Source organism: Terasakiella sp. SH-1, assembly GCF_004564135.1.
In the GTDB taxonomy this organism is placed as follows: domain Bacteria; phylum Pseudomonadota; class Alphaproteobacteria; order Rhodospirillales; family Terasakiellaceae; genus Terasakiella.
Genome location: NZ_CP038255.1, coordinates 1,587,520 through 1,609,298, shown reverse-complemented (window position 1 = coordinate 1,609,298; position 21,779 = coordinate 1,587,520). Strand labels below are relative to the sequence as shown.

At 45.7% G+C, this 21,779-nt stretch carries 19 protein-coding genes and 1 pseudogene; 15 read left to right on the top strand and 5 right to left on the bottom strand.

Features of this window, described 5'->3' with window-relative positions:
- Positions 1-43 precede the first annotated feature (43 nt).
- Entirely contained in the window at positions 44-1,537 is a 1,494-nt protein-coding gene (gene thiI, locus E4K71_RS07650; RefSeq protein WP_135078292.1) for a tRNA uracil 4-sulfurtransferase ThiI, read from the bottom strand.
- An 88-nt stretch (positions 1,538-1,625) separates the two neighbouring features.
- A complete protein-coding gene (rimO, locus tag E4K71_RS07645; protein WP_135078290.1) occupies positions 1,626-2,954 on the bottom strand; it encodes a 30S ribosomal protein S12 methylthiotransferase RimO in 1,329 nt (442 codons plus the stop codon).
- Between the two features lie 56 nt (positions 2,955-3,010).
- Between rimO and E4K71_RS07640 the strand changes: the two genes are divergently transcribed.
- The gene (locus tag E4K71_RS07640) at positions 3,011-3,850 is read left to right on the top strand and encodes a fumarylacetoacetate hydrolase family protein (protein ID WP_135078288.1); all 840 of its coding nucleotides are present in this window, start codon (positions 3,011-3,013) and stop codon (positions 3,848-3,850) included.
- Here the strand turns inward: E4K71_RS07640 and E4K71_RS07635 are convergent, their stop codons facing one another.
- Both E4K71_RS07635 and E4K71_RS07630 read right to left on the bottom strand, forming a co-directional pair.
- Positions 3,851-4,069 (bottom strand): hypothetical protein, encoded by a 219-nt coding sequence (locus tag E4K71_RS07635; protein WP_135078286.1) that lies wholly within the window; start codon positions 4,067-4,069, stop codon positions 3,851-3,853. It lies immediately after the preceding gene.
- A complete protein-coding gene (locus tag E4K71_RS07630; RefSeq protein ID WP_135078284.1) occupies positions 4,066-4,920 on the bottom strand; it encodes an alpha/beta hydrolase in 855 nt (284 codons plus the stop codon). Before E4K71_RS07630 ends, E4K71_RS07635 begins: the two co-directional genes overlap by 4 nt.
- A 314-nt stretch (positions 4,921-5,234) precedes the next feature.
- On the opposite strand from E4K71_RS07630, the gene E4K71_RS07625 reads away from it, so the two are divergent.
- The 13 genes and pseudogenes from E4K71_RS07625 (at position 5,235) to E4K71_RS07565 (ending at position 19,973) form a co-directional block, all read left to right on the top strand.
- A complete protein-coding gene (locus tag E4K71_RS07625; protein ID WP_135078282.1) occupies positions 5,235-6,608 on the top strand; it encodes a cache domain-containing protein in 1,374 nt (457 codons plus the stop codon).
- Positions 6,605-7,237, top strand: a complete 633-nt coding sequence (locus E4K71_RS07620; RefSeq protein WP_135078280.1) for a response regulator transcription factor — start codon at positions 6,605-6,607, stop codon at positions 7,235-7,237. The genes E4K71_RS07625 and E4K71_RS07620 overlap by 4 nt, the downstream gene beginning before the upstream one ends.
- Before the next feature lie 68 nt (positions 7,238-7,305).
- Positions 7,306-8,076: an Hpt domain-containing protein gene (locus tag E4K71_RS07615; RefSeq protein WP_135078277.1), complete on the top strand. Its 771-nt coding sequence runs from the start codon at positions 7,306-7,308 to the stop codon at positions 8,074-8,076.
- A gap of 115 nt (positions 8,077-8,191) precedes the next feature.
- Positions 8,192-8,506 (top strand): STAS domain-containing protein, encoded by a 315-nt coding sequence (locus E4K71_RS07610; RefSeq protein ID WP_135078275.1) that lies wholly within the window; start codon positions 8,192-8,194, stop codon positions 8,504-8,506.
- Positions 8,506-8,870 (top strand): annotated as a pseudogene (locus tag E4K71_RS07605) (response regulator). The gene E4K71_RS07610 and the pseudogene E4K71_RS07605 overlap by 1 nt, the downstream one beginning before the upstream one ends.
- 29 nt (positions 8,871-8,899) lie before the next feature.
- Positions 8,900-11,254, top strand: a complete 2,355-nt coding sequence (locus E4K71_RS07600) for a chemotaxis protein CheA (RefSeq protein ID WP_135078273.1) — start codon at positions 8,900-8,902, stop codon at positions 11,252-11,254.
- Positions 11,255-11,258: 4 nt separating this feature from the next.
- On the top strand, positions 11,259-11,738 hold the full coding sequence (locus E4K71_RS07595; RefSeq protein ID WP_206201968.1) for a chemotaxis protein CheW: 480 nt from the start codon (positions 11,259-11,261) through the stop codon (positions 11,736-11,738).
- Positions 11,739-11,798: 60 nt separating this feature from the next.
- Positions 11,799-15,065 (top strand): methyl-accepting chemotaxis protein, encoded by a 3,267-nt coding sequence (locus tag E4K71_RS07590; protein WP_135078271.1) that lies wholly within the window; start codon positions 11,799-11,801, stop codon positions 15,063-15,065.
- Positions 15,066-15,077: 12 nt separating this feature from the next.
- Complete coding sequence (locus E4K71_RS07585) at positions 15,078-16,013, top strand: protein-glutamate O-methyltransferase (protein ID WP_206201967.1); 936 nt, start codon at positions 15,078-15,080, stop codon at positions 16,011-16,013.
- 22 nt (positions 16,014-16,035) lie between these two features.
- A complete protein-coding gene (cheD, locus tag E4K71_RS07580) occupies positions 16,036-16,668 on the top strand; it encodes a chemoreceptor glutamine deamidase CheD (protein WP_135078269.1) in 633 nt (210 codons plus the stop codon).
- Positions 16,669-16,689: 21 nt separating this feature from the next.
- Positions 16,690-17,754, top strand: a complete 1,065-nt coding sequence (locus E4K71_RS07575; RefSeq protein WP_135078267.1) for a chemotaxis response regulator protein-glutamate methylesterase — start codon at positions 16,690-16,692, stop codon at positions 17,752-17,754.
- Positions 17,747-18,688 (top strand): hypothetical protein, encoded by a 942-nt coding sequence (locus E4K71_RS07570; protein WP_135078266.1) that lies wholly within the window; start codon positions 17,747-17,749, stop codon positions 18,686-18,688. Before E4K71_RS07575 ends, E4K71_RS07570 begins: the two co-directional genes overlap by 8 nt.
- 100 nt (positions 18,689-18,788) lie before the next feature.
- Positions 18,789-19,973: a fused response regulator/phosphatase gene (locus tag E4K71_RS07565; RefSeq protein ID WP_135078264.1), complete on the top strand. Its 1,185-nt coding sequence runs from the start codon at positions 18,789-18,791 to the stop codon at positions 19,971-19,973.
- An 81-nt stretch (positions 19,974-20,054) separates the two neighbouring features.
- On the opposite strand, the gene E4K71_RS07560 is transcribed toward E4K71_RS07565, so the two are convergent.
- A complete protein-coding gene (locus E4K71_RS07560) occupies positions 20,055-20,939 on the bottom strand; it encodes an ATP-binding protein (RefSeq protein WP_167730350.1) in 885 nt (294 codons plus the stop codon).
- Between the two features lie 220 nt (positions 20,940-21,159).
- Here E4K71_RS07560 and E4K71_RS07555 point away from each other — a divergent pair, with 220 nt between their 5' ends.
- Complete coding sequence (locus E4K71_RS07555; protein ID WP_135078260.1) at positions 21,160-21,771, top strand: hypothetical protein; 612 nt, start codon at positions 21,160-21,162, stop codon at positions 21,769-21,771.
- Positions 21,772-21,779: the final 8 nt, after the last annotated feature.

Genomic DNA, 21,779 nt, shown 5'->3' with positions numbered 1-21,779 from the left:
AAAAGAGGGCTGCAAGTTTTGATCTTGCAGCCCGTTATTCTTTTTATTCGTCGTCTTGTTCAGCCCCGTTGGGATAAAGCCGTTTCAGCTGTTTGATCCCACCTTTATAGGAATAGGCTTCATACCCTGCCTTTTGCATCCGTTCTGCCAGCACCGCAGATTGTGTACCAAACGGGCAATAAAGCACATAAGGTTGGGTTTTCTCAAGGCTACGCAAGTTGTTCATCAGCTTGCCTGCACTGTAATTTTCCGCTCCGGCCACGTGCCAATCGTCATAAAGGCTTTCAGGTTGGCAATCAATAATGATGGCATTTTCAGGGATTTCTTCGATAAAGACACTATGTTGGGCGACATCGGCATCGCTCACATCAAACATATCGTAGATTTTACAGCCTTCCACCGCATCGGTCAGAATGTCGAAGTTCATCTTCGTTTCTTCTTTGGTGATAGTGTTACGGCCTGACTTAATCGCCGGGCGACGCTTGTTCAAGGCGCAATATTCCGGGATTTTTTCAGAAAGCTTGTCTGTACCAATCATACGGGCGTCTTTAATGATCTGTTCTTTATCAAAACCGATCAGCGGGCGCAGCACTGGAATATCGGACACTTCATCAATGGTGTTCAGGTTGGACAGGGTTTGTGAAGATACTTGCCCCAAAGCTTCGCCTGTGACCAGTGCATCCCCGCCAATTCGTTTGGCGATTTCGCAGCCTGCGCGATACATCTGGCGTTTCAGGATGACCTGCCACCATTCCGGGCTGGTATTAGCACGCAGGTCATTGATGACAGGTTCAAAATCAATGCAATAGAGTTTTGGGCGTGTACCTGTTGCCCATTTGTCACAAAGAACTTTGGTGATTTCAACCACCATACGCTCATAAGCACCCCCTGCAAGGTTGCAGAAGACAAAATCATTCATGGCACCGCGTTTCATTAGGTACCAAGCGGCAACAACGGAATCAAAACCACCGGAAATCAAGGTGATAGCACTCCCTTGAATGCCAATGGGAAACCCGCCGGGGCCTTTAATTTTTTTCGTATAGAAATAGGCAAGATCGCCTGCAACATCACCTTTGATGAGAACTTCCGGGTTATCCAGATCAACCTTTTTGGCAAAGGGACGCAGGCACCCACCAATTTGGCGTTCCATCTCAACAGACGTGAATTTCTTTTTCTGACCCAAGCGTTTGATACGAACCGCATAGGTCTTATCTGTGACCAGTTCTTTATAAAGACCGACAGCGGCTTCTTTATGGGCTTCAAGCCCGCCGTCAATAATTTTATCAATGGGGGAGTAGCTTGCGACACCAAAAGTATGGGCAAGTACATCCATTGCGGCTTCTTGGTCTGTGGTATGAACTTGCATACGGCCTTCATGACCGATGAGTTCATATTCAACACCCCGGCTTTCCATACCTTGCTGGATATTATTACGCAGGTGTTTCTGGAATTTTTTACGGGTTGCGGGCGCTTTTAATAAAATTTCAGGCGCAAGACGAATGATAATGGCGTGAGGGTATCGTGTGGACACTTCCATGACAGACGCACTTTCTTACAGGTAAAAATGAATGGAGGTGCGCGCCTTGTACGCCTGTGGGGCGGGGAAGTCAAAACAATTGTCTTCCCTATGACGTAATCAACGTTCCCCACAGATCATAATCTTCTGCCGCATGAATTTGTACGCTGACAATTTGCCCGGCTTCAAGGTCGGTTGCACCGTTCCCATCAATAAAGACTTCGCCGTCAATTTCCGGTGCATCGCCTTTGGTACGGCCCACAGCGCCTTCTTCATCCACTTCGTCAATAATGACGTCGACGGTTGTGCCAACCTTGGCCTGAATGCGTTCATCAGAGATTTGCCGTTGATGTTCCATCAGGCGGTTCCAGCGTTCTTCCTTGACCTCTTCATCTACATGGTCTGGCAGGTCATTGGCCGCAGCGCCTTCAACATTTTCGTATTTGAAACAGCCAACGCGATCCAGTTTGGCTTCACTCAACCAATCCAGCAAATATTCGAAATCTTCTTCCGTTTCACCGGGGAAGCCGACAACGAAGGTGGAGCGAATGGTGATCTCCGGGCAGACCTCACGCCATTTTTTAATCCGTTCCAGCAGTTCAATCTGATTGCCGGGGCGTTTCATCAACTTCAAGATTTTCGGTGAAGCATGTTGGAACGGGATATCCAGATACGGCAGGACCTTGCCTTCGGCCATCAAAGGAATAATGTCATCCACATGCGGGTAGGGGTAGACATAATGCAAGCGTGTCCAGACTTTTAGATCACCAAGGGCATTACACAAGTCATACATCTTGGTACGGACTTGCTTGTTGTAAAAGTCACTTTCGGCATATTTCAGGTCAGACCCATAGGCCCCGGTATCTTGGGATACCAGCAGGATTTCTTTTACCCCACTAAGGGCGAGGTTTTCAGCCTCTTTCAACACTTCCCCTGCCGGGCGTGAGCGCAGCTTACCGCGCATGGACGGGATAATGCAGAAGGTACAGGACTGGTTGCAGCCTTCTGAAATTTTCAAATAGGCATAATGACGCGGTGTCAGCTTAATCCCTTCGGCAGGAACCAGATCTTCAAATGGGTCATGAGCAGGTGGAGAGGCTTCATGCACAGCTTGCATGACACTTTCATATTGGTGGGGGCCACTTACAGCCAAAACGCCGGGGTGAATTTCACGAATACCTTCTTCATCCACACCCAGGCAGCCTGTGACAATCACCTTGCCGTTTTCAGTCAGCGCTTCGCCAATGGCATCAAAGGATTCCTGCTTGGCACTGTCGATAAAGCCACAGGTGTTCACAATCACGGCATCTGCACCGTCATAGGAAGGTGAAATTTCGTAGCCTTCTGCACGCAGCCGTGTCAGGATACGTTCGGAATCAACCAGTGCCTTTGGGCAACCCAGGCTGACAATGCCAATTTTTGGAATGCGCTTGTTCATGGCGACTATATAATCTGCTTGAAGCGCCAAGTAAAGAATAGGGAAAGGAAACTCTCATGAAACTTGTTCGTTATGGCGAAAAAGGTCAGGAAAAACCCGGTATCCTTGATATGAATGACGGGGTGCGCAGTCTTGAAGGTATTGTGGAAGATATCAACGGGGAGAGCTTATCTGAGGAGGTTCTTTCAAAACTGGCTGCTTTGGACGTTCAAACGTTGCCCAAAGTCGACGATGCCCGCCTTGGCCCTTGTGTAGGGGGGATCGGTAAAATCCTTTGTATCGGGTTGAACTATTCAGACCATGCGGCAGAAGCGGGAATGGACGTGCCAAGTGAACCTGTGCTGTTTACAAAAGCCACCAGCGCGATCAATGGACCCAATGATGACGTGCTTTTGCCCCGTGGGTCCGTGAAAACCGATTGGGAATGTGAACTCGCCGTTGTGATTGGCAAGGAAGCCAAATATGTTGATGAAGAAGATGCGCTTGATTATGTCGCAGGCTATTGCATTCTCAACGATCTGTCTGAACGGGCTTATCAGCTGGAAAGTACTGGGCAATGGGTAAAGGGTAAGTCCTGTGATACTTTTGCGCCCATTGGTCCTTGGCTTGTGACCAAAGATGAAATCGCTGATCCTCAAGATCTTTCCATGTGGTTGGAAGTCAATGGTGTACGTTATCAGGAAGGGACAACTGAAACCATGGTGTTTGGTGTCAAACATCTGGTGAGTTATCTCTCACGTTATATGTCGCTTCAACCCGGTGATGTGATCTCTACAGGGACACCGCCGGGTGTGGGCATGGGGCAGGACCCGCAAGTCTATTTAAAAGCGGGGGATGTGATGTCGCTGGGGATACAAGGGCTCGGTGTGCAGGAACAGAAAGTGATTGTAGAATGATCACTCAATCCCGTCTTTCTTTTTGAGTTCCTTAATTTCGTCTTCTACACGTTTTTTGAGGACGGGATTGGTTTCATAGTCATAACCGAGTTCTTCAAAGCTTGGAACTTCATCCGGGGCTTGGGTACGTGGGTCATTTTCCTTATTCAATTGGTCTTCCATATTGAATTTGCCCAAGCCTTCTTGAAGTAGCTTTTTGATATGGTCATCACCTGTCATGTGTCATGCTCCAGAAATGTTTCGATGATATGGGTTTGTTGGCTTCTATTAAGGGCAGGGGCATGGCCGCAGCCAGGGATTTCGATCAAATGCGCTTTCGGACCGACTTCTGTCATTTGTTGCGCCCATTCAGCAAGCAAGAGGTCTGAGGTGGCCCCACGTAGAACGAGTGTTTCAGCCTCAATCTGATTATAATGACCCCACAGATTGTAGTCATCTGGATGTTCACTAAATTGTTTGACGATATTAGGGTCGTAATGTGGGGTAATCTGCCCGTTGTCCATCCGGCGATAGGATGTTTCCGTCATTAAACGCCATTGCTCATCCGTTAGATAACCGTAAGGTTCGTAAATGGTGCGCAAGTATTCTTCAAGTTCGCCAATGTTTTGAAAAGATGGGGGATTGCCAACATAGGTGAGAATACGTTCAACCGCAGTGGGGGCAACTTCTGGGGCAATGTCGTTGATGACCAAACGGTTGATGTTTCCTTTTAGGGGACCACCCGCCAAACGCATGCCCAAGGCCCCGCCCATGGAGGTGCCGATATAATCAAAATTATAAAAGCCAAAAATCTCGCAGATTTTCAGGGCAATTTTTTCATAGAAATCAAAACAATATTCTTTTTCTGGATGAGTGCTCCATTGTGACAGACCACGGCCCAGGGTATCTGGGCATAAAATCCGATATGTCTTGGAAAGAACCTGTGCCAAATGGTCAAAATCGCGTCCTGTACGGGCCAGTCCATGCCACATTAAAATGCATGGTGCATTATCGACACCCCATTCGGTCACATGAATTTCATAATCGTCCACCTTGACATAGTGGGATACAGGTTCTTTTTGTTCAAACATACATTTCTCCCTTTTCCATATTTTATAGCGAATTTTCAAGGTAAAGAAAAAGGCTTCTTGCCGGGGAAGCAAGAAGCCTTTAATTGGGGCGTTGTTTGAATAAAGATGAAAGACCCGCCAGCACGTAGGGTGCATAGTTCGGGGGAAGGTGTGCTGGCGAGCCCGTATTCATCAAAACAACTTGGCTTTTACCCTAACGGGAATTTACGGTTTTGAATATCGCAGTGACTACGTAGATATACTACCTATAACTACGTAGTATTTTTTTGCTTATTCCATGGTATGATCGAAATATTGAAGTTTGGGTCTGTTTTATGCTGCGTTTAAAAATTCTGCTTTTGGCAGTGTTGCCATTATCTTTCGCTCTCAGCGTGATTATATTTATCTTGTTTTTTCAATCAGATGATTTGATTGAAGAACAGCTGCAACGGGTTGAAACAAATGTGATTTCAGCCAAAACGGACGAGTTGAAACATTATATGCATATGGCCCTGACAGCGGTGGATCATGTCTACCAAAATGCAGGAGATGATGACGAGGTTGCCAAGGAAAAGGTCAAGGCGATTTTGAATGACCTCACTTATGGTAAAGATGGATACTTTTTCGTGTATGCCGGGGATGGGACTGGGTTGGTTCATCCCAGTCAGCCCGAGATTGTTGGGTTGAACTGGTGGGGCTTGCAAGATAGCAAAGGCCGGTTGGTCATTAAGGAGTTGACGGAACGGGCGCGCAGAGGGGGCGGGTATTACCGCTATCTTTGGGAAAAACCATCGACAGATACTGTTGCTGAAAAGCTCAGCTATGCAGTGATGTTGGACAAATGGGACTGGATGATCGGAACAGGCATTTATCTTGATGAAATTTACGATCAAATTGAAACCCGTAAAAAAGAAATCAAAGACAGGATTGAACGGGCCTTTATTTTAATTTTCTGGATTGCTGTGGTGGCCTTGGTTGGTGTTTTCCTTTCTGGACTGGTGATTAACGCAACAGAACGTAAGCTGGCAGATACCCAGCTTAAAGAATTAACACAGCGTATTGTTGAGTTTCAGGAAGAAGAAAGAGGCCGCGTGTCGCGTGAACTCCATGATGGGATCAGTCAAATTCTGGTATCTGTTAAATATTCCATTGAACTGGCCATTGATAAAATGAAAACAGGTACCGGAGATGCCATTAAGCCTATGGAAAAAGGGGCAATGGGCCTGCGTGAAGCCATTGGTGAAGTCCGGCGTATTTCGCGTGATCTGCGCCCCAGTGTTCTGGATGATATCGGTTTGTCTGCCGCTCTTGATGCCATGAGTCATGAATTTGGGGAACGCACGGCGATTGAAGTTAGCTTTAAAAAACATCCTTTTACAAAACAGTTAGGACAAGATGTTAAGACAACGCTGTTTAGAATCGCACAGGAAGCACTGACCAATATTGAGCGCCATTCGGGGGCCTCTCAAGTGAAAATAGAACTCGTTAAGCGTGTCGATGGGGTTCGTATGATTATTTCAGATGATGGCGTTGGCTTTGATGTCTTGCGAATGGAAGGGAGAAAAAATGCTTTCCAAGGGATTGGCTTGCGAAACATGCAAGAACGTATAGAATTTCATGGTGGGGAGCTGACCGTCTGGTCATCACCGGATAAAGGAACTGTGGTTGAAGCTAAATTACCGCTACGGGTGTTGCAGGTGGAACAATGAATGAAAACAAAATACGGGTGCTTTTGATTGATGATCACCCTCTTGTGCTGGACGGTATTCGGTCCCGCCTTGAAGATGATGATTTGATTGAAGTGATTGCAGAAGGGGCAAACGGGGAAGAAGCCTTGGCTCTGGCAAAAGAACATCACCCTGATATTGTGTTAATGGATATCAATATGCCTGTGATGAATGGTCTGGAAGCCGCAGAACGTTTCGCCAGTGATGAGCCGGATGTCAAAGTTTTGATGCTGACGATGCATGATAGCCGGGAATATATCACCCGCGTTTTGAAAGCCGGGGCAAAGGGCTATATTCTAAAAGATGTGTCTTCCAGTGAAATGGTCAGTGCAATCAAGGCTGTTTATGAGGGGAAAACATATTACAGTTCTGGTGTGACAGATATTTTGCTGAATGAAGGCGGAACAAAGGAAGTTCCCTTAACCGATAGGGAAAAAACGATTCTTCAATTACTGGCAGAAGGTAATAGCAATAAACACGTTGCGCGTGAATTGGATATTAGTGTGAGAACTGTAGAGACCCATCGCAGAAACATTAAACGAAAGCTCAATGTAAAAACATCTGCGGGTTTAGTTAAATATGCGATTGAAAACGGTATTGTTGAGTTGTAATCTTTAAAAAAATAATCATTATCTAAATGAAGTACTTTAATTTTTCTTACGGAGTTTGAGGGCATCTCATGGAAAATATGCCAGATATGAATGAAATTCTCGCGCAGATGAACGAGAAGTTTCTTGAGACAGCCCACGAAAAACTCACGCGCCTGAATGAGATCTTGCAGCTTTTAACATCGGGTGTTGATGTAGATCAGGATGCAATCTATGAAGAATTTCATCGCGAGATCCATAGCCTGAAAGGCATGGGGGGCACGTTCCAGATGCCCTTGGTGACAAAATTATGTCATGCCTTGGAAGATTATCTGGAGGGGGCGCAGCAACTTTCGCAGAACCAGATTGATGATTCATACATATATGTTGATCGCTTGACTGACTTGATTGAAAGCAATGAAGGCAGTGATGAAGGGCGTGCTGGCTTTTGGCTTGATGATTTGCCGCAAAAAGATACGTTAAAACCAGATTCTGTTAAAGATTCGACAGCAAAAGTCCTTATTATCGGAAAAAATACCGATTTGATTGGTGAAATTTCACCTGCATTTGAAGAAAGTGGTTTTTCTCTCATGACGACCGTTTCTGCTTTTAAAGGCTATAAAATGGCAATCCAGAGGAAGCCGGAAATCATCGTCGTGTCACAGGGGCTAGATGAGATGGACGGGGCTGAACTCGTGCGTAGCCTTGATGGAATGCGGCAAATGACAAAAGTCAAATTTGCGTTGATCTGTCCGGATCGGCGTGAAGCGTTGAATGAAAACTTACAAGGTGTGCATCTTCTTTCTGAAAAAAATGTATCAATTGATGTGATGAACTTTATCGCTGTTGCTGTTACAGCTTAGAAAAGATTTTATTTTTTTGCAGAGGCTGATAGCATGTTGAAAACCATAACAAGAATATAGATGACGTTTTTATGAACTATATTAAAACTGTATGTGGCGCCGAGGATAGAATGAAATGAGTGATTCCTTTTCCATAAAGGTAAATGACGGGACTTCAGAACTGAGCCTGATTCCGATTTTGGATATGGCTGTTGCTGAAGAATTGCTTCTGTCTCTTCGGGAATGTACTTCTATGAGTAAAAATATTGTGCTCAATATTGAACCCGTGGAAAGAATTTCAACGCCCTGCGTACAGGTCATGTTGGCAGCTGCGCGTGAAGTTGAAGCCAGCGGTGGTCGTTTTTTGTTAAAAAATTCAAGCTCAGGTTTTGAAAGAGGAATGAAAGACCTGGGGTTATCTGAATATCTAGAAAATTGGAGTAAAAATTAATGGGTTTGCGTGTATTGGCAGTTGATGATTCCAAAACGATGCGTGACATGGTTGGTTTCACATTAAGAAATGCTGGTCATGATGTCATTGAAGCAGGGGACGGCGAAGATGCTTTGGCAAAACTTGGCAATGACCGTGTTGATCTGATCATCACCGATGTAAATATGCCACGTATGGATGGTATTACGCTGATTAAGCAGCTGCGTGCCAATGATGTGCATAAATCACACCGATCTTGGTTCTGACAACTGAATCTGACAGTTCAAAGAAAAATGAAGGTCGTGCAGCAGGTGCGACAGGCTGGATTGTCAAGCCATTCAGCCCAGACAAGCTTCTTCAGGTTGTCTCTAAAGTCTGTCCGTAAAACCAACCTTGTAGAAAGGTACGCGAACAGTGCCTCAAGACTTCGATCTAAGCCAATTTAAAGCCACCTACTTTGAAGAATGTCAGGACCTTCTTGCCTCTGGGGAAGAGCACCTTGGCGTTTTACAGGCGGAACTCAGTGATGTGGATGTAGAAACCCTGCACGCCATTTTTCGGTGTGTGCATTCCATCAAGGGTGGGGCGGGTGCCTTCAACTTCGTTGATCTGGTGAGTTTTTCACATATTTTCGAAACGACATTGGATAAGCTTCGGGAAGGCAAGCTTGAGCTGAATGCAGAGCTTGCAGATTGCCTGATTGCAGCAAACGATGTGCTGGCTTCGTTAGTGCAGATGGCACAGGATGAAGAAGATGTCGATGCAAGTATATGGCAAGGGGTCGCCAATGACCTAGAAGCCTATACAAATGGCAAACCCGTTGCCTCGCAATCGGCGTCAGGGGGAGTGCAGGATTACAATAAGACTGCTGCCGAAGAAGAAGAACAAGGTTGGGGTCTTTTCCTTGATGATGTACCCAGTCGTGAGCCTGCAGCTGCACCAGTCGTCAGTGAAGAAGACGAACAGGGCTGGGGGCTTTTCATTGATGAACCTGTTGCTGAAACAGGTGATGCAACAGAAGAAACCAATGATCCGCCTTTGCCCTTGTACAGCATTAGCTTTGTTCCAGAAGCCCATCTTCTTCAGTTTGCCAATGAACCTTTGCTTCTGGCGCGGGAACTGAACTCCCTTGGGGATTGTACGGCAATCGTTGATACATCGCGCTTGCCCAGCTTGAAAGATATTTCACCTGATGTGGCTTATCTGAGCTGGGTGTTTGAGTTACGCACAGATAAATCTATCGAGGAAATCGAAGAAGTCTTTGAGTTCGTGGTCGATGACTGTGCCCTTGAAGTCAAAAAGATCAAGGAAAGTACGCTTGGCAAGGGGGGGAGCCAGCCAGATGTTGAGGTTGCTCCAAAAGCACAGCCTGCTGCGGAAGTGCTAAAACAGCCTGAGCCTGTTGTTGAACCCAAGCCACAAGAAAAGCCAGACCCAGCTCCTGCCCAAATTGCAGCGCCGCCTGTTCCTAAAAACAAGTCCAAGGCTGTTGCAACTAAAAAAGGCAAGGCTGATACAGGCGCGGCGGCTTCGGCCGGTCCAAAAGTTTCCTCTATTCGTGTTGAATTGGATCGTGTGGACAAGCTGGTCAATATGGTTGGGGAGCTTGTGATTACACAAGCGATGTTAAAACAGCAGGCCGAAGATCTGGCTAATAATGCGGGACAAATTATGTCTCAGGGGTTTGAAGACCTCAGTGCTCATACACGCGAATTACAAGAAAGTGTTATGGCAATTCGCATGCAGCCGGTGAAATCCGTTTTTGCCCGTATGCCTCGTTTGGTTCGTGAATTATCAACGAAACTGAACAAGAAAATTGATTTGATTACATCTGGTGAAATGACCGAGGTTGATAAAACGGTTATTGAACAATTGATGGACCCCTTAACCCATATGATCCGAAATTCCGTTGATCACGGGATTGAAACCGCTGAAGAACGCCTGGCAACAGGTAAGGCCGAACGTGCGACGATCCATCTGAGTGCAGAACATCGCAGTGGTCGTATTCAGATTGATATCAGTGACGATGGTCGAGGGATCAATCGTGAGAAGGTTTTGGAAAAAGCTATTGAAAAAGGTATTGTCGAACCGGATCAGGACCTTGATGATGAAGAAATTGACAACTTGATCTTTGCCCCTGGTTTTTCCACGGCCGATCAAATCAGTGATGTATCGGGGCGCGGCGTCGGTATGGATGTTGTGCGTCGTAATATCGTTAATTTGGGTGGTCGTATTTCCGTCTTTTCCACACCGGGGGAGGGAACACGTTTTTCCCTGTCCTTGCCACTGACACTGGCGGTTCTGGACGGGATGATTGTGAAATGCGGTACTGAAAAATACATCATTCCGCTGACGGCTATTATTGAAAGTATTCATCCGGTTCAAGAAGAGCTGAAGGTTCTTGTGAACGGTGGGGTTTTGGCTTCCGTCCGGGGTGAATACATCCGAATTGTTAATCTCTATCGACTGTTTAATGTGAAAGATGCTGTGACCAACCCGGCAGAGGCTCTGGTTGTCATTGTTGAAACCGAACGTTATGGCAATGTTGGGATTATGGTTGATGAACTGTTGGGCCAACAACAGGTCGTCATTAAAAGTCTTGAAGATAACTACGATCCAATTGCAGGTATTTCGGCTGCAACAATTATGGGGAACGGGAAAGTTTCCTTGATCTTGGATGTAGATGGTCTTGCTGAGATGGAACACGGTTCAGAAAAGCGCCGAAAATACGGTAACCTGCAACAGCAGGTCCTTTTGACTGGAGAGTAATAACATGGCACCGACAGATAACAACCTCATGCCAAGTGTCCATGAGAACGGGGAACTTCAAAGCAGTGCAGAAGAAGTGAACCAGTATATTACCTTTACCATTGGTGAAGAGGAATATGGTGTAGATATTATGGCTGTGCGCGAGATTAAGGCGTGGACAGAAACAACACATCTTCCCAATACACCGGAATTTATGCGTGGTGTTTTGAATTTGCGTGGCTTGATCGTCCCGATTTTTGATTTGCGCTGTCGCTTTGGTATGGGCTTGACAGAAGCAACAAAGATGCATGTCGTTGTCATCGTACAGGTTGAAAACCGTATGGTTGGCATTTTGGTCGATACGGTATCGGACATTATCAGCATTTCAAAAAATGAAGTGCAGGACGTGCCGAAAATGGATCGTAATATTGATGATGAATATTTAAGTGGCCTTGTGACGGTGACTCCGCATGGTTGCTTTGTTGGATGTAGATCTTCTCTTTAACCCGCAGGCCATTGAAACTGGCATTGCACTTGGTGAAGCAGCTGTAGGGGATAAGTAAAAATGAGTGAACAGATGGACCACAATAAATCTTTCTGGCAGTTATCGCGTAAAATTCCGCTATTTATTGCTGCTTCTGCCGCATTGAGCGCCTTGCTCGTCGGTTTTTTTGCAATTATGAAGTTTCAGGCTGTCGAAGAAGAAAAAATTCGTGACGAGTTTCAAAATCTGACGGTTTTGCGTGCTGAAGAGCTGAAAAACTACTTCGGTCGAATTGAAAATGACTTGGGCATTATTGCCGAAGCGCCCATGACGAAAAAGGCATTGTTGTCTTTCTCTCGGGCTTGGTCGATGCATGATGGGGACCCAAAGACGGATCTCCAGCGTATGTACATTAATGAAAATCCGTTCCCAACTGGTGAAAAGCACAAGCTTGATGTCGCCAATGGGGATGCAACGGCGTATGGTCAGGTTCATAAGGCATACCATCCTTGGTATCGCAAATTTTTGGAAGACCGTGGCTATTATGATGTGTTCCTGATTGATACCAAGGGGAACCTGGTCTATTCGGTCTTTAAAGAGCTGGACTATGCAACCAACCTGAATACAGGCCAATGGCGCGACACGGATTTGGCAAAGACATTCCGTGATGCGGTTAAGCTTCGTGAAGGTGAACAGGCATTTTATGACTTTAAACCTTACGGGCCATCTGCTGATGCGCCAGCAAGCTTTATTGGCCAACCTGTTGTCGTTGATGGTATCACCCGTGGTGCCTTGATTTTCCAAATGCCGATTGACCGCATTAATGCGCTTGTTGGAAAGCGCTTTAACCAAGGTGAAACAGGTGAAATTATTCTGGTCGGTGAAGACCGCCTTGCGCGCAACCAGTCTCCGATTATTGATCGACCAACTGTATTGAAGCGCCCTGTCGATGGTGCTTTTGTGCGAAAAGCCTTGGATGGTCAAACTGGCTTGATGATGGCTGAGATGGTGGATTGGGGTGAGAATGAAGCACCGCACCCTCATTTTGTTGGGTATGCGCCATTTGAATTTAAAGGTGTGAAATATGCCGTTCTGGCCATGCAGGAAGAAGAAGAGGTCTTTGCTTTTATTGATGATATCCGCAATGGTGTTCTTCTGGTTCTCCTCGTCATTATTGCTGGTGCGATTGGTGTCGGGGCATTTCTTGGTCGTAGTATTTCCCGTCCGATTTCTGAATTAACCGGGATCGTTGGTGAACTGGCTGCTGGCCGTGTGAAGTCACTGGATATGCAAGAGCGTGGTGATGAACTTGGCGATATGGCACGTTCTCTTAACCTTATTCATTCCATGGGGATTGAAAACAAGCGTATTCGTGCAGCCCTTGATAATGCCACAACCTGTATTATGGTCGCTGATACGGAGCGTACAGTCGTCTATATGAACCCAGCGGTTCAGGAAATGCTGAACGTTGCTGAGGCGGATATTAAAAAGGCATTGCCTAATTTTGAAGCACGCAATGTTTTGGGTCAATCTATTGATATTTATCACAAGAACCCGCAGCATCAGGCTGATGTTCTAGCTCACTTGACGTCAGCTCATCAAACACAGTTGAAACTGGGGGGGCGTACATTTAATCTGACAGCTGCCCCTGTGTATGATGATGAAAACAATCGTTTGGGCAGTGTTGTTGAATGGGCGGATATTACGGCGCGTCTTGAAAAAGAAGAAAGCGAACGTGTTATTGCCGAAGAAAACTACCGTATTCGCGCAGCCCTTGATAATGCCACAACCTGTATTATGGTGGCGAATTCAGAACGTGACATCGTTTATATGAACCCGTCGGTTCAGCATATGCTGGATGTAGCTGAGGCTGATATCAAGAAATCCATCCCGCATTTCGATGCCAGAAATGTTTTGGGTCAATCCATTGATATTTATCACAAGAACCCGAAACATCAGGCGGACATGCTGTCCAAGCTTGAAAATATCTTCAAGACCCGGATGATGATGGGGGATCGTACCTTTGAACTGACAGCAGCCCCTGTGAAAGATCAGGAAGGCAAGCGACTGGGCAGTGTTGTTGAATGGAAAGATATCACCAGTGAACTGAAAGTTCAGGAAGAAGTCGACAATGTGGTGCGTGCTGTTGTAAACGGTGACTTCACACAGTCGATTGCACTGGATGGCAAAGAAGGCTTTATGGCGTCTTTGGCCCAAAGTATCAATGCGTTGAATGATACCGTCAGTGATGTCTTTGATGAAATTGCTGAATCTCTGTCTGCATTGGCAAAAGGGGATTTGCAGTATCAGATCACCAAGGATTATGCCGGTACATATGAAACGTTGAAGCAGGATGCCAACCAGACGTCGGTTCGTTTGAAAGGGATTGTGGGTGATATCATTGTGTCTTCCAATGAAATCACCAGTGCTTCCAAGGAAATTTCATCGGGCTCTATCGACCTGTCGCAACGCACGGAAACACAGGCATCCAGCCTTGAAGAAACAGCGGCATCAATGGAAGAGATGTCCACGACTGTGAAACAGAATGCGGATAACGCACAGCAGGCAAACTCGCTAGCAATTAAAGCACGTGATGTTGCCGAAGATGGTGGCAAGGTTGTTGAACAGGCTGTGACCGCCATGTCTTCTATTGAAGACTCATCACAGAAAGTATCTGATATCATCGGTGTTATTGATGAAATTGCCTTCCAGACGAACTTGTTGGCTCTGAATGCGGCGGTGGAAGCAGCCCGTGCAGGCGATGCCGGTAAAGGCTTTGCTGTTGTGGCTTCTGAGGTTCGGACCCTTGCCCAACGCAGTAGTGAAGCGGCAAAAGATATCAAGAGCCTGATCCTTGATAGTAATCAGCAAGTCCGTGAAGGGGTGAAACTTGTTGGTGATACAGGGGGCTCTCTTGAAAATATCGTGGACTCCATTAAGCGGGTGGCTGACATTGTGTCTGAGATTGCCGCAGCCAGCCAACAGCAGGCTTCCGGTGTGGGCGAAATTAACGCCGCTGTAACGCAAATGGATGAAATGACGCAGCAAAACGCGGCATTGGTTGAAGAAAGTTCTGCAAGTGCGCGTTCGCTTGAAGAGCAGTCTGAAAAAATGATGCAATTGATGTCCTTCTTCGAAATCGGGGATGGCAAGCCGAGTGCAGCAACACCAATTGCTCCGGTCACTGCAAAGGAGGTGGCAAGCAAAGTTGCCCCAGCACCTGCGCCAGTGTCTTCTGCATCATTTGATGAAGAGTTTGAAGATGACTTTGATGAGTTCGCAGATGAAGAACCGCAATCTGCTCAGAATGAAGCAGCGGGCTTTGACGCGGATTGGGAAGAGTTCTAAGGTTGCCGGTCTATGGTTGAAAAAAAGATCAGATTGGTTCGTAAGAACAGTGCAGGCAGTGATGGAAATCAAAAGCCAAAGGTATGGTTTGTTATGAAACCACGTGAACAAGCCAGGGAGTTCCCGTTTTCGGATGGGGACTTCGCGGTGCTGGCTGATCTGATTCATACCCGGACCGGTATTATGATGAAAGAGCATAAGAAAAATATGGTCTATGGGCGTTTGGCCCGTCGCCTAAGAGCCTTGGGATTGCAGTCTTTTTCTGATTATCTGCATTATCTCGCAGGGACGAAAGGGGATCAGGAAATCGGTTTTCTGATTAATGCAATCACGACAAACCTGACGAAGTTTTTCCGCGAAAATCATCATTTTGAACATCTTGAAAATCAGGTGTTCCCCGAAGCCATTCATCAGATTAAAGCCCGTCGCCAGAAACGGATACGGATTTGGTCTGCGGGTTGTTCTTCTGGAGAAGAGCCTTACAGTATTGCAATGGTCCTTGATAAAGCTTTAAGACAGCATAATGCCAAGGACATAGATGCAAAAATCCTTGCGACTGATTTGGATACCAACATGTTGGAATTCGGTCGTAACGGCAATTATAAACTTAAGCCTGGTGAAACACTTAATAACGACTATATGCGGTATTTCCAGCCTCGTGGGGAAGAGGGAGATCAATATCACATAGCCAATAGGTTGCGGAACTATATCTCGTTCAAGCAATTGAATTTGATTGGAAAGTGGCCTGTAAAAGGGCCGTTTGATGCAATTTTTTGTCGCAATGTAATGATCTATTTTGATAATAAGACAAAACAGGAAATGACACGTAAGTTTTCAGAACTGCTAAAACCCGGTGGCTGGTTATTCATCGGTCACTCTGAGACGATATTGGATACGGAAGGTCATTTGGACCTGTATGGCCGTACGATTTATCAGCGGGTGCTCTGAGGGGGAAGGGGAACACGAAAAAATGACGACAAATAATAACTCACTCTATTCATTAGACGGGGCGTCCACTCAACAGGCGCCGCGCCGTTACTGGGACCCGAACTTTAAACATTTCGCGGTTAAAGTTGCCCCTGGTGCGCATTATGTCACGAATAACAAAGAAGAAATGATTGTGACAACTTTGGGTTCCTGTATTGCTGCCTGTGTGCGTGATACGGAGGCTGGGATTGGCGGTGTGAACCACTTTATGTTGCCGGAAAGCGATTCTGGCAACTGGGGTGGTGTTAGTGCTTCAATGCGATATGGTAACTATGCTATGGAAGTACTGATTAATGATGTACTACGTATGGGGGGGGCGCGAAATCGTCTTGAAATCAAGCTTTTTGGTGGGGCTAATGTGATTTCTTCTTCCTCTCTTATCGGATCGAAGAATATTGATTTCGTCGAAACATACTTGCGAATTGAACATATGGCGGTGTCGGCCCAGCATCTTGGTGGAGAGCAGGGCAGGCGGATTGTGTATTTCCCCTCAAGTGGGAAAGTGAAAATGAAACTGTTAGACAAGCATGACAATGATGTTGTTGTGGCTGAAGAACAGGTCTTGAAATCTAAAATCGAGAAGAGCGAGATCGAAGGTTCGATCGAAATTTTCTAACGGGAAGGTAAGAACAATAATATGGCTCGTAAAATTACAGTTCTGATCGTTGATGATAGCGCGCTGATCCGGCAGATGCTGACGTCAATTTTGAGTTCGGACCCTGAAATTCAAGTTGTTGGGGCGGCGCCTGATGCCTTAAAGGCGCGTGAAATGATCAAGCGTCTGAACCCGGATGTGATCACGCTTGATATTGAAATGCCGAAAATGAACGGCATTGATTTCTTGCGCAAGATTATGACGCTGCGCCCCATGCCGGTTGTGATGATTTCAACCCTGACGCAGAAAGGGGCTGATATTACACTTCAGGCCCTTGAGATCGGTGCGGTTGATTATGTTGCAAAACCTCAGCAAGATGTGCAGCGCAGCCTTGAAGACAAAGCCAGAGAAATCATCAAGAAAGTCAAAACGGCAGCAGGTGCGCGCATTAGCCCGCTGGATGAAATTGACCGTGATGTTAAATCCTTGCCACGCGATGTTGACCCGATTAAGGACAACCGGGTTGAGATGATTGTGGTTGGGGCCTCAACTGGTGGGGTTGAGGCAATCCGGACGGTGCTTGGCCGTTTGCCGGAAAATATGCCGCCTATCTTTATTGTCCAGCATATGCCCAAACAGTTTACAGGTACCTTTTCAAAGCGATTGAACACCATGTGTTCCATGCAGGTTCAGGAAGCAGAAGACTTTACGGTGGCAAGACCGGGTAATGTTTATATTGCGCCGGGGGATATGCATCTGCGTATTGCGCGCAGCAAGGGGGAATTGGTCTGTCGTCTTGTTGATGGCAATCCTGTGAGTGGGCATATTCCTTCTGTAGATGTTTTGTTTGATTCTGCCAGCCATGTCTCACCGGAAAAAACCATCGGTGTCATGCTGAGCGGTATGGGGCGTGATGGTAGTGAAGGCATGTTTAAGTTAAAGCAGTCTGGTGCCTATAACCTGGGACAGGATGAACCGTCTTGTGTGGTTTATGGCATGCCAAAGGCAGCATTCGAACGTGGAGCAATTCACAAGCAACTGGATTTGAAGAAAATTGCAGGTGAATTGATTTCATTATGTGAGAATAATGGGGAAACCAGTGAGTAATTCTGAGCAAAAAAAGTATGAAGAAGCCCTCGAAAACTGGTTAAGTCTGTCTGCAGCACAGCGCCATGGCTTGTCTGCGTTGGCCAAAGAAGTTGAAACAGCTTCTGAACTTGTTGAAACAAGTGTTGAAAAACTCAGTGACCGCTTCATGAATTTGGCTTTTGTTGCGGGTACTCAAGCTGAAAAAATCAATACTTTTGCTAAGGAAGCCACTACGATTACATTTGATGGGGAAGAGCTTCCCATTGAACAGGTTCTGGCAACACTTGATGAGAACCTGAATAAGACGCTGAATAAAATTATCGACTTGTCAAAGGATACTGGCAACCTACATTCTTTGTTAGGGCAAGCCAAAACGTGTTTGCAAACAGAATGTGAAAAGCAGAAATCTGGTGAGCCTGTTGATTTTGAAGCTCTGTCTCAGGCATTGATGGATGTGAATAAGGTTGAGCAGTCACTGGGAGAGGTCGCCTCAATTGATATTGCCAAGAAAGTTAAAGTTAAAGACCAGTTTAAAGATTTGATTGAATATATTGTTCAGCAAAGCAAAAGTATCGAGGATGTTGTTGCGCGTTCTCAGGAAGATTCTTCCAATTTGTCCAAGGGCATTGCCGATGTTGTCATGCGTATGCAGTTTCAGGATCGTACAAGCCAGCGTTTGGCCCATATTAGTGCAACATTGAATGTCATCGTTGATATGCTGGTTGAGATGGAAAAAACATCCGCTCCTTCTTTGGGGCGTGATTATGTTGCTGAACCCGATCAGGTCTGGATTGAAAGTATGATTTCTGGATTTAAGTTAGGTGAGATGAGAGAACGGTTTGTAAAACATACTCTTTTTGATAATGGCAATGATGAGTTTGACGAACATGCATCCGGTGGTGACTTGCAGGTTGAACATGCTGAGTCCTCAGACGATATTGAGTTGTTTTGAACCAATAAATTGTCATCTATTATGAAAAAGATGACGTATATCAATTGAACCCATGCAATGACATGTGTTACAAAATACCCATTAGGGGAAGGAAACGAGTATGGATGAAGCCGTAAAATTTTCAGAGATATCGGATTGTAAGATCCTGATTGTCGATGATGTTGCGGTCTTGCGCACGCTGATCCAGACATGTTTGATGAAAGCTGGCTATACCAATCTGCATGTGGCGGAAAATGGTGATATGGCTCTTGAAATGCTGGATGAATTGAATCCGGATTTGATTATTCTGGATATTGTTATGCCGGGGACAGACGGGTTTGAAGTTTGCCGTCGTATTCGTAAAAGCGAAAACCACGCGCATATTCCGATTTTGATCCAAACAGGTATGGAAGCCACGCAAGAACGTGCAGAAGTCTTTGAAGTTGGTGCCAACGATCTTATTTCCAAGCCGATTAACGTCTATGAGCTTGTTGCCCGCGTAAAACTGCAATTGCAAAACGTAATCTTGCAACGTAAGGAAAAAGCATATCAGGCCCGTATGGAGCAGGAGTTGAATTCTGCTCGTGTCATTCAGGAAAGCTTGCTCCCCACAAAGGATGTTATTTCTTCTATTGAAGAGAATATGAAGCTGAAAGTTCAAAACCACTGGAAGGCTTCTTCCGAGCTGGGCGGGGACTTGTGGGGGATGCAACAGATTGATGAGCATCGCCTTGGCTTTTTCATTATTGATTTTTCCGGGCATGGGGTCGTATCTGCCCTGAACACATTCCGTCTTCACACCTTGATCAACGAAAGCAATCTTGACTGGGGCGATCCAAAATCCTGTTTGCAGGCTGTGAATGCCCACTTGGCAAAAGTGTTGTCTGTTGAACAATTTGCGACATTGTTCTGGGGTGTTATTGATGATCAGGAAAACACCCTGACATATGCGTCTGCTGCTGCGCCGCCCGTTATGGTCGGGATTGAAGGGGACGTACCGGGGATACGCTTCATTGATACGGCGGGCTTGCCTGTTGGTATTGTTGCGGATTTTGAATATGATAACCAGGTGATTGATTTCCCGGATAACAGCTTCATCTTCGTTTATTCAGATGCTTTGATCGAATCTCCGGATTCTGAGGGGCAGATGTGGGAAGAAGAAGGACTGATTGCACGTACAAAGAAATATGCAGTTGAAGGATTTGACCAAATTCAGCCGCGTCTTCTTGATGAATTTTTGAGAGAGGCGGTCCCGCCAATTCCGGATGATTTGACAACAGTTAGCTTTGTTCGTCCGAAGAAATAAGCGGATAAGAGATATAATAAAAAACACCCTCGAAAAAATGCGAGGGTGTTTTTTTATTGGGTATGATGCTTTTAAAGAAATTTACAATTTGATGGTTGCTGTAACCTGATTGCCTTTTTCATTATAGGTCAGCTTATTGAATCCCATCGCAATGGCAATAGCAATCCCACGGCCATGTTTACTGGTAAATTGGTCCGGGTTACTGTTCACGAAATTTTTCCATTCAAAACCATTCCCTTGATCTGTAATGGTGATGTCGATCTGGGCTGTTTCGCGTTTGAAGCTCACTTCTACAAAACGGGACGCATATTTGGCATCTTTCATTCGCTTTTTGATTTCTTCATCCCATTTTCCGTTTTCCAGAAGCTGGGATTTTTCAACATATGAAATCTCAAGATTGCCATGTTCAATGGCATTGACTAAAAGTTCTGAAAGGCCCAGAGAGACTGCAGAAGGGTCAGGGCAGGCCAAAGACAGCATGGTTGTCAGGGCCTCTGCCTGCTGGAGGCTCTTTAAGGTAAAGTTTCCTGATTTAATCAAGCCGATTGCAGAGGTGCGTGAGCTAACCTCGCCCAGAAGGGACTGATAGCGGCGATAATCAGATTTTCCTGCTTCAATCGTATGGGCCAGCATATGGTCATGCAGGGGAACGGTCAGAATATGGAAAAATAACTGACGGGCGATTTCTGATTTATCACGTTTTTCGGCAAGTAAGCCGATGATCGGAATATATTTGCCGTAATCTTTGCGCTTGATAACACGCAGTTTGCGTTCAAAATCAAACAGATCGTCAGGGATTTCAGTAATGACTGTGGAGACGTTGTTGTTTTCTTCCTGCAGGATTCTTTCAAGTTCGCCAAAATTATCAACAAACTCGGTATGCAGATTTTCGCCTTCAAGGCCGCAAACAACGAGACTCCGGAAGTCTGGGTTGTCACTCACAACAAGAGTAACTAACTCATCCATTGTCCATAATCCTCCCGCCATTAACTTTCTGTTTTGATCATATACCAATTTGCCCCAATGCAATTGGAACTTCAATGTTTTTTCCTCTTATTATCCTTTTTTTTCATGGATAATTTGTTGTGCTGTTGGGCTGATCGTGCTTAAATTCAATCAACAAATCAGTATAACTGTGTTCTGGGATTTTCAACTAGCGCCCGCAGCTGACACATAAGGTAATTTTATGGCTGTAGATTTTGAACTGCGTACAACTTTTTTTATTACGGCTGTAGCTGTATCGGCCCGTTTGAGTGCCGTCTTGAAAGAAGCAAAAAATATTTCCCTTGAAGCAATGAATGCCAAGGCATTGGTCGCTCGTGCGGGGGAAAATGTCCGCACCTTTAAGCCGATCACCGATTATATGGTGGAATTGGCAAGTGATACGATTAACCTCGTTGAAGATATTAACCGCGAGGCTTTATTGATTTCGCGTTCGTCCTTGACCGCCCTGCGGGGGAGCGAAGCGGTTAATCACTTTAATCGGGCGAAGATAAAATCAGAAGGTGCCCTTTACGCGCACACATATGATCATGCCTATCATGAGGCGGAAAAAGATTTACAGCAATTTCAGCTTGAACTGATCAAGAATACGCGCCGGCTTCATGAACTGTTAGAAGAGATTGAATCGCGCATGCTTGCTGCCAATGTGGTAACGTCAACATCACGTTTAGAGGCTGCAACCGTTTCAACCATCTATCGGGCAAACTTTGAAGCGATTGTCGGCAAGTTTGAAAATGCGGCAAAAAATATTCGTTCAACGGTGCAGGAATGCCGTAAAGTCTTGAACGTAAGATAAAAGAATTA

What these genes read in the sequence shown, in the direction of transcription:
- E4K71_RS07630 (WP_135078284.1), bottom strand. Translation starts at nt 4,920, where the DNA reads ATGTTTGAACAAAAAGAACCTGTATCCCACTATGTCAAGGTGGACGAT.
- E4K71_RS07620 (WP_135078280.1), top strand. Translation starts at nt 6,605, where the DNA reads ATGAATGAAAACAAAATACGGGTGCTTTTGATTGATGATCACCCTCTT.
- cheD (WP_135078269.1), top strand. Translation starts at nt 16,036, where the DNA reads ATGACGACAAATAATAACTCACTCTATTCATTAGACGGGGCGTCCACT.
- E4K71_RS07560 (WP_167730350.1), bottom strand. Translation starts at nt 20,939, where the DNA reads ATGGATGAGTTAGTTACTCTTGTTGTGAGTGACAACCCAGACTTCCGG.
- thiI (WP_135078292.1), bottom strand. Translation starts at nt 1,537, where the DNA reads ATGGAAGTGTCCACACGATACCCTCACGCCATTATCATTCGTCTTGCG.
- E4K71_RS07640 (WP_135078288.1), top strand. Translation starts at nt 3,011, where the DNA reads ATGAAACTTGTTCGTTATGGCGAAAAAGGTCAGGAAAAACCCGGTATC.
- E4K71_RS07575 (WP_135078267.1), top strand. Translation starts at nt 16,690, where the DNA reads ATGGCTCGTAAAATTACAGTTCTGATCGTTGATGATAGCGCGCTGATC.
- rimO (WP_135078290.1), bottom strand. Translation starts at nt 2,954, where the DNA reads ATGAACAAGCGCATTCCAAAAATTGGCATTGTCAGCCTGGGTTGCCCA.
- E4K71_RS07555 (WP_135078260.1), top strand. Translation starts at nt 21,160, where the DNA reads ATGGCTGTAGATTTTGAACTGCGTACAACTTTTTTTATTACGGCTGTA.
- E4K71_RS07625 (WP_135078282.1), top strand. Translation starts at nt 5,235, where the DNA reads ATGCTGCGTTTAAAAATTCTGCTTTTGGCAGTGTTGCCATTATCTTTC.
- E4K71_RS07635 (WP_135078286.1), bottom strand. Translation starts at nt 4,069, where the DNA reads ATGACAGGTGATGACCATATCAAAAAGCTACTTCAAGAAGGCTTGGGC.
- E4K71_RS07615 (WP_135078277.1), top strand. Translation starts at nt 7,306, where the DNA reads ATGGAAAATATGCCAGATATGAATGAAATTCTCGCGCAGATGAACGAG.
- E4K71_RS07595 (WP_206201968.1), top strand. Translation starts at nt 11,259, where the DNA reads ATGGCACCGACAGATAACAACCTCATGCCAAGTGTCCATGAGAACGGG.
- E4K71_RS07610 (WP_135078275.1), top strand. Translation starts at nt 8,192, where the DNA reads ATGAGTGATTCCTTTTCCATAAAGGTAAATGACGGGACTTCAGAACTG.
- E4K71_RS07590 (WP_135078271.1), top strand. Translation starts at nt 11,799, where the DNA reads ATGAGTGAACAGATGGACCACAATAAATCTTTCTGGCAGTTATCGCGT.
- E4K71_RS07565 (WP_135078264.1), top strand. Translation starts at nt 18,789, where the DNA reads ATGGATGAAGCCGTAAAATTTTCAGAGATATCGGATTGTAAGATCCTG.
- E4K71_RS07585 (WP_206201967.1), top strand. Translation starts at nt 15,078, where the DNA reads ATGGTTGAAAAAAAGATCAGATTGGTTCGTAAGAACAGTGCAGGCAGT.